A 12287-nucleotide genomic window follows, 5' to 3' on the forward strand; every position below is an offset into this window, starting at 1 on the left:
CTAGAACTCGGCAGTGAAACCGGCGTAGAAGTAACGGCCGATATTGTCATAGATGCCTGAACCACCACCGGAACCGGTGAGTTGCAGTGGAGGCTGTGCGTTTGTGAGGTTATCGACACCTGCATAGAACAGGAATTCGTTGTTCACATTCCAGTCCATCCGCAACGCGTGATAGAAACGCTCGCCATAGAAGATTTCGGCAGTCGCATCAGGGTTGGTTGCCGGAACAGTGATCAGATCACCCGGAGTACATGTTGGCAAACCTTCGGTCCGCGGAATGATGCCATTGGTTGGGCACGCTGCCGTGAACGGATTGTTAGCCTCGTAACCGCTGATGTACTGCTTATCCAAGAAACGCATGCTGTATGCGAGAGTGACATCACCCCGGCGATAGGATGCATTGAAGTTGGCTGCCCACTCAGGGTCACCCAATTCGCCGCGAACAACGTTTGGAACATCAGGATTATCAACGTCCAGGAAGTTGGTCCGCTTCAGAACGTGTGTGGCAATCAAACGCAGCGACAGACGGTCATCATTGTCGAATGTCTTCGAGTAACGAAGATCGAAATCGATGCCTTCAGCTTCCAGACGGGCAAAGTTCACCGGACCGGTGATCAGCGCAGCTGAGGTGTTGAAGGTACCATCTGGGTTACGCGGATTGATCTGACGGCAGAAGCTGTTGTTCAAATCGGTGGCATCATAACAGTTCGCCAGGATCGAGTTGGCACCAACGGTGGCAATCACGCTCTCAACAGTGATGTCATAATAGTCGACCGAAAGTGTCAGTCCTGGAACGAAGCTTGGTTCAACCACAACACCAATGGTGTAGCTGTCCGATGTTTCCGCTTCCAGACGCTCGTTACCACCTTGAAGGATGGCGCTGCTGCTTGTGATCGCATCAGCGTCATAACCAACAGGAACACCGTCAGCACGGCAGTTGGTCAGGCGGCTGGATGGACCTTGGTTGATGGTGTCATCATCGCAAGGGTCAGTCAGGAACACGAAGTTCTGGGTTTGCGCAGCGAACAAATCGCTGAGCGTTGGTGCCCGAACCGCACGCGAGTAGTTTGCCCGGAAACGGATATCAGGCACGGGTGAGTAGATCAGATTGCCGTTATAGGCATAGACCGTACCGGTTTGACCAGCACCCGAATTGTAATCCGAAACACGGCCAGCACCCGAAATTGTCAGCTCTTCTGCGAACGGCAAGTTTGCCAACAGCGGGAATTCAAGTTCGCCAAACGCTTCGATGACTTCAAGCGCTGGCGGGAAGAACCCGTCAAATGCGTTGAAGAATGTTACGCCTGATGCCGACAGTTCGTCAGGAACTTGCGAAGCAGTTTCCTTGCGATATTCGAAACCGGCAACGGCACGAATTGGTCCGCCTGGAAGTTCGAACAGGCCAGAGCTGTCAGTGTTGATATAGCCAAGAACGTTATATTGCTCGGCCTTGTCGTTCAATTCGGCGATGCTGTTAATATAGGCAACAGCTGCCGGATCGGGAGCGCCTTCACCAAACAGATTGATAGGCACACAAGCCGCATCATCGTTGGTTGTGTCGGCATCAATGTTGATACCGCAAACGATGTTGCCGGCACCGTCGAGGCGGGCGTCCACTGCATTGCGCAAACGGCTGAAGACCAGATTGTTCGTTGCACGCAGATCGCTGGTGAAGCGGCCATAGTTGAACGAGAGATCATAGCGGGTGTTCGAGCTGATGTCGCCTTCAACGCCGATTACGGCGCGGTAAGTCTGACGCTTCAGCTCATCATTACGCGGACCGAAGTCATTGTTGTTGCGGTTGACGGTAAATCCGGTTGCCGCACCTGAATTGGCGGGGAAACCGAAGCCGACAAGTAGCTCGTCCTGAATTGCTTCGGCAAGCTCGCGTGCCTGCTGAGACAGGAACGGGTTGTCGAAGCTGAGGAATACAGGTGTGTTGTCAGCATCATAGCATGGGTTGCGACCGCCGAGGCCAACAGCGCCGCCAAGTCCGCCACAAATGCCGTTGATGAACGAAGGTGTGCCGGAGCCTTTCGCTTCAATGCGGGCATACTTCAATTCAACGTAGGGCCGGAAAGCCTCGCTAACATCGAAGTGCGCAAGAACATTGAAGTTGTAACGTTCGATATTCGGGATCAGCGTACCAACCGTACCGAAGTCAGAACCGGTTCCGCCAACAACATTGCTGGTGCCCGGGAAGTTTTGGTTGTCTTCACCAAACAACCTGCCGTCTGGACCGAAGCGATATTGGATTCCGTTACCGTCAGCATCGCAGGAAAGTGGCTGAACCGCCGCCCCGAAGATACAGAACGGGCTGAGGGTCGCGCCGTCGGAGATGAAGTCAAGCTTCAGACCCTTTTGCAGAGACAAATCGGGAATACCGTCGGAGTTTGTGATGCCTTCGTCAGTAAGATCATCTGTTCGCACAAAGCCTTCGAAGCCAATGAATGCACCAGAAATTTCAGGGCGCTGTGTGTTCAACACGCGGGCAATTTGGCTGTATTCACCAACAACCGCGATGTTACCGCGGCCATCGGCAAAGTTCTTACCCAAGGCGGCGCTAATTGAATAACGACCGTTGTCGCCGCGTTCGGACGTACCGGCTTGGCCGGAAACTTCGAAACCGTCGAAATCGCGCTTTAGAATGAAGTTCACAACGCCGGCGATGGCGTCAGAGCCGTAAACAGCCGAGGAACCGCCGGTCACAACGTCCACACGCTCGAGCAGCTCGAACGGGATCGTGTTAACATCGACCTGGAAATCACCTGCGCTTGCGGTGATGTGACGACGGCTGTTGACCAGCGTCAGAGTGCGGCTTGTACCCAGGCCACGAAGATCGAGGATGTTCAGACCGGTTGTGCCGATGAAACGCTGCGAGTTCGAGGTAGAAAAGGTCGAGCGAAGCGAAGGCAGATCGTTCAGCGCGTCACCAAGCGACAAAGCGCCATCGTTGAGCAGTTCGCCAGCGTCAACGCTGGTGACCGGGACGGGCGAATCGAGATTTGGACGAGCAATACGCGAACCGGAAACAACGATCATTCCGCCAGCAGGCGCGGCTTCAGTCGTTTCGTCAGCGTCGCAAACGCCGTTATCGTCTGCGTCGATACATTCAGCATCAGCATCCTGCGCGAGAGCAGGTGAAGCAAAAGCGGCCATTGACAGTGCAGCGAAACCGGCACCTGCCAGCAAGCGACCCTTGCCGTTAGTTGCAAAAGTAGTTCTCATGAGATTTTAGTCCCCCTTGGACGACCGGAAGAAACCGGGGTTTGGACAAATTTTTTATTTCAAACAAAAAGCCGCATACCCCAGCATGCAGCGCTTGCTCTAAATTCGGCTTGCGCACTTAGGGTGCTGGCTGCAACGGGATTCAGGCGTTCATTCCCCGTTTAGAAATGCCGTGTGGCGCAGTTGCAACACAATTCTCTCCGGCGCCTCAGGGCAAAAATTTCCTCGAAGAAGTGTCTTTGCATTGTTATTCTAAGATGCTGTCTAAAATTGTAACAATCGGTTGCTCGGCGCGTGAAATAGCACAACTATCGTTCTACTCGACGCGGCGCCCTTTTACGCCGGTGCGGCCATTGATGCGGATAAAGTAGCTTCCCATGGCCGCTTCCTTAAATACGACGGGATCCCCAACCTTCGTGCGCATTGTGAGTGCGGACGCGCCAGTAATGCGCCAAACAGCGTCACCTTCGGCGATAGTGATAAATAGTGTGTTCCGGCCGGAAGCCCTCACTCCAGTAATCACCGATTCGAGCAGCTGATCTGTCTCCTCGGCGCCAGCGCCGCCAAACAAGCCGATTTTGGGAAGGCTGAAGCCGAATAGCCTGCGCCGGTTTTGCTCAATGGCTTCTGCATCAACGATCTGGACTTCGCCCTGATCGCTTGCTGTAACGACTCGGCCTACGGCTGCGTCATAGCAATTCAGCCTTTCGGTATCATCTGCAATGCTTTGGCAAGTTTTCAGAGCTTCAACATATCCAGTGGACGGATTGGCTTGACCCGGCTCATCCTGGGCAGATGCTGGCGCTGCAAGCGTGAATGACGCTCCTATTGAAAAAATAAGTGCGGGCAATCGATGGGCTGTTTGGAACAGGCTGCTGGCCATTTGAACGAAATCCTTGGTTTGATCGAGGTTTAGCCTAAAATAGAGGGAAGAGTTGGCATATGTTACCTGCTACGCCAACTGTAACACGAATGACACACTGTAAAGTTTAGAGGCGCTATTGCGTTAGACTGACGTTGCGATTGTGGTTTCGTATGCACTAGAGCGCACAAATTCCGGTCTAATATCCGGAAAATTTATCTTATCACATAGGTGCCACAGGGGCGCCTGACTAAGGGGATTGGAATGTCCAACCGTTTTAACAAAGCCGCGCTAATGGCGGGAACAATCATGGCAGGCGCCATGATTGCTACTCCGGCAATGGCACAAGACGCAGGCGCTACAGCAGATGCTGCAGCAGACGCTGATGATGGGTTCATCGTTGTTACAGGTTCGCGCATTGCGAAACGTAACGTTGACACTGCTGCACCAGTTGCAGTTGTTGGCGCTGAAGAATTCGAGCTTTCAGGCACCGTCAACGTAGAGAACGTGATCAACACGCTCCCGCAAGTTGTTCCGGGCACGACTTCGTTCTCGAACAACCCAGGTAACGGCACCGCGACTCTTAACCTTCGTGGTCTTGGTTCGCAGCGCACACTCGTTCTCGTAAACGGCCGCCGCTGGATGTCCTATGACACCGCGCAAATCGTCGATTTGAACACTATCCCATCATTCCTGCTCGACTCTGTCGATGTTGTGACCGGTGGTGCATCAGCTGTTTACGGTTCGGACGCTCTTGCAGGTGTTGTGAACTTCCGTCTCAAAAACGTCGACGGCATTGAAATGGGTGGTCAGTACTCAATTACTGAGCGCGGCGATGCGGCACGTTACAACGTGCACGGCGCAATCGGTACGTCATTCGATGACGGCCGCGGCAGCGCGACTGTCTACGCTGAATATTATAACCGCGATTCGCTGTTCCAAGGCGACCGTGGGTTCTCGAACTTCGCGCTCGGCGGCGAAACCGATGGCGATCAGCAATATCAGTTCGGTTCATCGACATTGCCAAATGGCGTTCTGCGCTACCTCGGCGGCGCCAACAGCAACACAAACCTGCCAGCAGGCACTGAATTCGGCAATGCCGGTACACGTGGCTTCGGCACAGGCGTAGTATTCGATAGCACACCAGGCGACTTCCGTCGTCGTGCAGGCGACCTCTACAACTATGCGCCAGTCAACTATCTTCAGTTGCCACAAGAGCGTTATCTGATGGGCGGTTATGCTGATTATGAATTCAGCGACGGCCACGAATTCTACACAGAGATTTCGTTCGTCAACAACCGCGTTGCGCAAGAACTTGCTGCTACTCCTGTAACCGGCAACTTCAACATCGACTTGGCCTCACAAGGTGGTTTCCTGGTCGCTAGCGACCTTGCTCAGCTCACATCGATCGATGCTGCTGAAACCGCTCAAAACCTTGCTGATGGCACAACGGATGATCCGGGCGTTGTTAACTTCTTCGTACAACGTCGTACGATCGAAGCTAGCCGCCGTAACAGCCTCGACGAGCGTAGCGCATTCCGTGTGCTTGGCGGCGTTCGTGGCGCAATCAGCGACAATTTGAACTACGATGCGTATTACATGTTCTCACGGACACGTAACTCGAACATTCAGGCTGGTAATATCTCACGGTCGGCATTCCAAGCTGGTCTTGACGGTTCAGCTAACCCAATCAACATCTTTGGTCTGAACACGCTGACACCAGCAATGTTCAGCCAGATCGCGATTGCGGCTCAGAATAGCGACATCTCAAGCATGCAAGTCGCCTCGGGTGCCATTTCTGGCTTCTTGGGTAACCTCGGCATGGGTGCTGATGACATCGGTTTCGCTGTCGGTGCTGAATATCGTAAAGTTGCTTCGCAATTTATTCCTGACACCGCACTGTCCTCGGGCGACGTCATCGGCTTCAACGCCGGTCTGCCAACCGAAGGTTCGTACGATGTGAAGGAAGTCTTCGCTGAGCTTAACATCCCGATCCTCGGCTCTGACTCGGGCATCGAGCGTTTGGAACTGACTGGCGCTGCCCGTTATTCCGATTACTCGCTGGCTGCTGTCGGTGGTGTCTGGACTTACGCTGGTGGTATCGAATTCGCTCCAGTTCGTGACGTCATGTTCCGTGCGCAATATCAGCGCGCTGTACGTGCGCCAAACGTTGGTGAGCTGTTCGGTGGCCGCGCAATCGGCTTCCCGCCAGCAACTGACCCTTGTAACCTGGGTACAGGTGCTGCGCTTGTAGCAACATGTGTGGCTAGTGGTGTTCCTGTCGGTGAAGTTGGTGCTGGTAACATTCAGCCTAACGGTCAGATTCCTGCAACCTTCGGTGGTTTCGACGGTTTGGGTGAAGAAACATCCGACAGCTTTACTGTTGGTGTGGTTCTCCAGCCCCAGTTCATTCCAGGCCTGACGATTACGGCCGACTACTTCAATATCTCGATCGACGATTCGATCTCGGTATTTGGTGGTGGTCTGAACAATGCGTTGGATCTTTGCTTCAACCAAGTTCAGGATATCAACGATCCAATCTGCTCGCCTTTCCAAGGCGGAATCGCACGTGCCCCTGGTGGTGCGATTACTACGGCAGTGAACCCACTCATCTTGGGGGCTAACATTGCCAACCAAGAAGTGTCGGGCGTCGATGTTGAAGTGAACTACGGAACAACGCTTCCGTTCTCGCTTCTGACAGACACCGGTGAGCAAGAGTTCAACGTTTCGTTCCTGGGAACATGGACCGACAAGTCGAACTTCACTCCAGTCCAATCGGATGCGACCAAGGTTAACGTTTGTGCCGGTCAATTTGGTACGACCTGTGGTGAACCAATACCTAAGTACAAGTGGACCAGCCGTTTCACGTTCGTTGATGGTCCTTTGACCACATCGCTTCGCTGGCGTCACCTCAGCGGTGTTCGTGATGACAATGATGGTACGAACTTCGCTGACTTCAACGGCGTAGAGCGGCTCAATGCCTACGATCTACTCGATCTGACATTCTCGTTCGAAGTGAACGAAAATGTTACTTTCGCAGTAGGTGTAGACAATGTCTTTGACACATTGCCACAAACGCCAACGTTTGATGCTGCTGGTAACGTCACCAGTACCAACAACGGCACGCTGCTTGGCGATAACCAAGAGCAAGCAAACACATACCCGAGCACATACAACGTGCTGGGCCGTGACTTCTTCGCTTCGGTGAACGTTAAGTTCTAGTCCTGAAGAAGCTGCGAGAGCAGAAAAAGGGGGCGGCGCACTTCGGTGCGTCGCCCTTTTTCTTTTTTGATTTGAAAGTGAACCAGTTCGATTGCCGCAGAGTGAACCTGAACGGTCTTGGTAGCGCCAAAGTTAGCTGGAAATCGGCTTCAGCATTCTAAAATCGGCAAATGGCCGATCTGAAACCCTGTCGTTCATTGGCTCGGCGCTCAGTTGCTCCAGCCCAGCTGCATTCACCGCTGATAGGAAGCCTTCCGCGTCTGCAGTTTGCTTACAGGCAGCCTCCAGTGAATTGATGCGGCCTATCTCGTTGCGGGCGTGGCCAAGAATAGTATCGAGCAGTCTCGCGACATTCGCCGGATGATCACGGGCACCAAGTGAAAGCGTTTGCCTAACCGCTTCGGCGATCTCCCATGCTGCAGAGCCTTGTCCAAACTGACGTGCGCCCAATGCTGGCGCGTTCATGACCTTCGTTGAGACGGTCTGCAGCCCAGTTGCGCGAAGTTTCAAATTGCCTTTGGCGACCTCGATCAAATCCTGCTCGTTAATCGCCCAGCCTATCTGCTCGCGGCGCGCCAGATTATGGGCCAAAATCGGGCCATCTATTCTGTGAGTGATCAAACCGACCAGGCCATCGGGCTTTAAAACGCGCGCAACTTCAGCTGCAGCTTGTTTCAAATCGCCATACTCAAAGCCGAATTGACTGGTGACGGCGTCGAATTTTTCGTCCGAGAAAGGCAGCGCTTCCATCGAAACGCCGCCGCGTAGTTTGGCGCCTTTTGGTGCTGCAGGCAGAACCGGTGCCATATCAACGCCGACAGGCTTCACATCGGGGCGTTTTTGCAAAACCCAACGCATCACGCGACCATCGCCGCTAGCGACGTCAAGCATCGCAGCTTTGCGTGGCAGCTTGGTTGCAAATTCATGCCACGCAGCTTTTTGCGCATCATCTATGCCCTGATACTTGGCCGGAAGGCAGCCGCCATCCTGTCCTGATTTTGTGTTTTGCGCCCAAAAATCACTCCAAGCTTTATCGTGAGGTGAGCTCATTGCTAATTGCCTTGTTTTGTTGAGACATCAAACGCGACAGTCATCCGGCGACCGGCGGAGAACGGGCGTGTGCCATGATATAGGGTGCTCGGAAATAGCGCCATATGGCCGGGTTTGGGCTCAAGTGTCTGAAGCGGACCAAGGTCCAGCCCCAAATCGGCTGCGGGCCTGCCAACTTCGAGCCAGCCACTCTGATCCGCAGTTTCTGTGACACCCGCTGGTAGCTCTAGATACAGGGCCGATGACACAATACCCTGTGGGTGGATATGGGCGGTATGGAAGTCACCACCGCCCGATAATCGCACCGACCAGGAACCCTCCAGCCTCCATGCTTGATCACGAAGGCGGAGCAACGGATGCTTTGGGTGGGAAGGGGGCAATTGCCGGCGATATTCTTCGACTGTCTTTAGGACAGCGCGGCGCAGCTCATCCAATTCCGGCTCGGTTCGATCAAATAGAATGCCGCGCGTCTGTGAACCGCCGCGCAAAGATTGTCCAAGCGGCAGCGGTGACTTATCATGCAAGCGATGCAAAAGCGGTATGACCTTCGGCAAAATCGTATCCGCGTCTTGCAACGGCATTAGTCTGACCAATTCGTCCTGACCATCGAGCCATGCGGAACGCTTGTCCTTGGTCAGACGCCACACTATGCCGCGAAGCGCCCATGCAGAAATGCTCCATGGGTCCAGAGCAGTCACTTGATCGAGTAGAGTGCTTGCATGATCGAGTTCTGCCCGGCGGATCCTATGCCGCGCCTCGTGTAGCCACCGCTCGCTGTCATTTTGCTCTAGCCGTGCGAAGATCCCCTCGGCCCGGTCATTGTCGCCGGCAGCACCAGCGTTAACGGCTTCCAATAGTCTGAAATGCGCGACTTCCGGGAATGATATTTGCGCTTGCTCAGCGACATCTGCAGCTGCTGTATTATAATCGAGACCGCCCAATACCGAACACCATTCGGCGGGAATATTCGGGTCTTGCGGCACACGCTTCATTGCGTCGCCATAATGTGAGGTAAAGTCCTCCTCTCCTTGGCCAAGTCTAAGCTGCGCGAGAAACCGCAAGCCCTCGGTCCATTGCGGGGCCTGATTGACCAGCGCCTCGGCAATCTGGCGCGCCCCAGAATGATCGCCCGCTACATCGAGCGCCTGCGCCTTTCCCAGCCAAAGATCCGCATCGCCTTGATTGACCGACAATGCCTTGTCGAACCTTTGAAGCGCGGTGTCTTCGCCTCGTTCAATTGCTACTCGCGCTCTGCCGTGAAGGGCCTTCGCGCGAGCCGGTTCAAGTTCAAGCGCTCGGTCATACCAAAGGGCGGCTTGCGTCAGGCTTCGGATGCCTCGTTCGGCGGTTCCGCGTGTCGAGCAATAAAGGACTGATGTCCGGCCCTTATCAGAAAATCGCTTAAGTTGGGTGACCGCCTCTGCATGACGGCTCAACGCTGATAATGCGATTGCGCGGTTCACCGCAAATTCCATATTGTCGGGTTGCAGTCCCGCAGCTTTGGCAAAATGCTCCTCCGCCGCCTCCCTATCGGTCAGCCGCATGAACAGGCTTCCTGCGCTGTTCCATAGCGACGCGTCGGAAGGGTGCTCGTTCAAGCCGTCCAGCATGGCTTGCCGTGCGGCCTGCCCGTCACTTTTGAGCTCGGCGGAGCGGGAGCGTTCGCGCCATTGCTGCGCCGTAGCCCCTGTCACCGGTCGCGCAGCCAGCCGGTAATCGCAAAGCGTCCAACCGGCGCAAAAGGCGGCACGAACGAAACCGCGTGCGATTGCGGGACTGCGAATAAGTTGAGTGCGTTAAACCTTGGTTTGAAGCCTTGGACTATGTCACCGTCTTCGTCGTAGAAATTGAGATAGCCGCCCCAATCAGGCTTCCAATCATCGAGCGCGAAATTCAGAACATACGCTACGCGCCACCCTTCGGCGACGTGGCTGTCGCTATGAAGTGCCAGAAAATGCTGCGCGGCATATAAGGTCGCTTGTCCATCGGCTTTGATCAATTCCTCGATACCCGTAACATCGCGGGCCAATTGAAGAAATTCCGGCGTGTTAAGATATTCTAGTATCAGATCATGTGGGCCGCCCTCATTCCACTTTTCAAGGTAGGCCTGGACCAACGAATATTGCGCGTAGTGAAATCCATAGTCCCCTTGCGACACCGATTTATAGGCCTCATTGGCCAACGTTTGAGCCCGTCGCTTGCCTGCATCGGAGGCAAGCTCTTGTGGCAGCACTTGCTGGGGCCCCGGGTCGAGTTTGTCACCGGCCTGCATCGCTAGACCCCACGGGGTCTGCTGGCCCAGTATCATACGGATCTCTTCGGCCGTCTCGCGTGTAAGAACATCACGAATTTGCAGCCTTTTGTTCTCGGCAAACTGCTTCGCCAGCGAAGCGCGATCGAGGTCCTGATTAATTTCAAAAAGTTTTTTGGACATCGGCCTGACATCATTAGGAAGAGGGAACAGATGGTGTGCGTCAGCCATTACTAGGATGAACGGGTCGATTGCAAGCCGCCCCGTTTCAAAGCCAGTTTCAAAGCCCGTCCCAAAGTCTGCCCCATAATATTCGCCAAGACTGCTGACAAAGCTGACGTTAAGGTAAAGCTGTGCTTGACCAGCGGCGGGGTGAACCGTAACCCCATTTGCATAGCGAGTAGCAAATAAAAACTGAGGAGAGTGGCATGGCGACAGCCTATATCGTGGATGCGGTGCGGACCGCCGGGGGGCGCCGTGGGGGCCGTTTGGCAGGAGTTCATCCAGTTGATCTGGCGGCAAAGTCGCTCGACGCGCTGATGGAGCGTACCGGTGTCGACCCGGCTGCGATTGACGATGTTGTGATGGGCTGTGTCAGTCAGGCGGGCCAACAAGCGATGCAGATTGGCCGCAACGCGGTTCTCGCTTCCAAGCACCTTCCGCAGTCAACCCCGGCAGTCACAATTGACCGGCAATGCGGCTCATCGCAGCAAGCAATCCAGTTCGCGGCGCAGGCCGTTATGTCGGGTACGCAAGATGCAGTGATTGCTGCCGGTATCGAAAGCATGTCGCGTGTGCCGATGGGGTCAAACGCCACCTTTCACATGAAGGAAGGGCTGGGCCACTACAAATCGCCTGGTCTAGAAGAGAAATATCCTGGCATCATGTTCTCGCAATTCATGGGCGCAGAGATGATCGTGAAAAAGCACGGATTTTCAAAAGATGACCTCGACAGGTTTGCGTTTGAAAGCCACCAGCGTGCAATCGCAGCGACCAATTCAGGCGCATTTGTAGGCGAGATAGTGCCGGTCACGATCGACACCCCCGAGGGTGAAGAGCAGCACACAATTGATGAAGGCATCCGGTTCGATGCCACGTTGGAGGGTATCAGTTCTGTGAAGCTGATAAACGAAGGCGGCACGATTACTGCGGCCAGTTCCAGTCAGATTTGTGATGGTTCAAGCGGCGTTTTGGTCGTTTCAGAGGAATTCCTGAAAGAGCACGGCCTAACACCGCTTGCCCGTATCCATAATTTGACCGTGACAGCGGGTGATCCCGTGATCATGCTTGAAGAACCGTTGTTTGCAACGGACCGGGCACTGCAACGTGCCGGCATGACGATTAACGATATTGATCTGTATGAGGTGAACGAGGCATTTGCACCGGTTCCTCTGGCTTGGCTCAAGCATACAGGTGCCGATCCTGAGAAGCTTAACGTGAATGGCGGCGCTATCGCCTTGGGGCATCCGCTGGGTGCATCGGGCACCAAATTAATGGCGACATTGCTTCATGCGCTAAAGGCGCGCGGCAAGAAATACGGTTTGCAGACAATGTGCGAAGGTGGCGGCGTTGCCAATGTGACGATTGTTGAATCGCTGTAATTTGTGCGTAGCAAAGCCTTGAATATCTGAAAACGTTCCCAGCCGTCGCTGGGATGACGAATTGACCAGAAGG

Annotated in this window: 7 protein-coding genes; 2 read left to right on the top strand and 5 right to left on the bottom strand. The window is 54.4% G+C overall.

What is annotated here, in order from left to right; translation table 11 throughout:
- Nucleotides 1-3228 carry a TonB-dependent receptor domain-containing protein gene (locus GRI36_RS05680; RefSeq protein ID WP_160597577.1) on the bottom strand — a complete coding sequence of 1076 codons (3228 nt, stop codon included), beginning with the start codon at nucleotides 3226-3228 and terminating at the stop codon, nucleotides 1-3.
- 316 nt (nucleotides 3229-3544) lie between these two features.
- A complete protein-coding gene (locus tag GRI36_RS05685) occupies nucleotides 3545-4111 on the bottom strand; it encodes a hypothetical protein (protein ID WP_235902175.1) in 567 nt (188 codons plus the stop codon).
- Between the two features lie 243 nt (nucleotides 4112-4354).
- On the opposite strand from GRI36_RS05685, the gene GRI36_RS05690 reads away from it, so the two are divergent.
- Complete coding sequence (locus GRI36_RS05690) at nucleotides 4355-7312, top strand: TonB-dependent receptor domain-containing protein (protein ID WP_160597578.1); 2958 nt, start codon at nucleotides 4355-4357, stop codon at nucleotides 7310-7312.
- A gap of 132 nt (nucleotides 7313-7444) precedes the next feature.
- Here the strand turns inward: GRI36_RS05690 and GRI36_RS05695 are convergent, their stop codons facing one another.
- The 3 genes from GRI36_RS05695 to GRI36_RS05705 are packed head-to-tail and all read right to left on the bottom strand — an operon-like array spanning nucleotide 7445 to nucleotide 10796.
- Nucleotides 7445-8362, bottom strand: coding sequence for a class I SAM-dependent methyltransferase (locus GRI36_RS05695; protein WP_160597579.1), 918 nt, complete (start codon nucleotides 8360-8362; stop codon nucleotides 7445-7447).
- A gap of 2 nt (nucleotides 8363-8364) precedes the next feature.
- Complete coding sequence (locus GRI36_RS05700) at nucleotides 8365-10056, bottom strand: 2OG-Fe(II) oxygenase family protein (RefSeq protein ID WP_160597580.1); 1692 nt, start codon at nucleotides 10054-10056, stop codon at nucleotides 8365-8367.
- Complete coding sequence (locus GRI36_RS05705) at nucleotides 10053-10796, bottom strand: 2OG-Fe(II) oxygenase (protein WP_160597581.1); 744 nt, start codon at nucleotides 10794-10796, stop codon at nucleotides 10053-10055. The genes GRI36_RS05700 and GRI36_RS05705 overlap by 4 nt, the downstream gene beginning before the upstream one ends.
- A 245-nt stretch (nucleotides 10797-11041) precedes the next feature.
- Here GRI36_RS05705 and GRI36_RS05710 point away from each other — a divergent pair, with 245 nt between their 5' ends.
- A complete protein-coding gene (locus GRI36_RS05710; RefSeq protein ID WP_160597582.1) occupies nucleotides 11042-12214 on the top strand; it encodes an acetyl-CoA C-acetyltransferase in 1173 nt (390 codons plus the stop codon).
- Nucleotides 12215-12287 lie beyond the last annotated feature (73 nt).

Origin of the sequence: Pontixanthobacter gangjinensis (assembly GCF_009827545.1) — a bacterium.
Lineage (GTDB): Bacteria > Pseudomonadota > Alphaproteobacteria > Sphingomonadales > Sphingomonadaceae > Pontixanthobacter > Pontixanthobacter gangjinensis.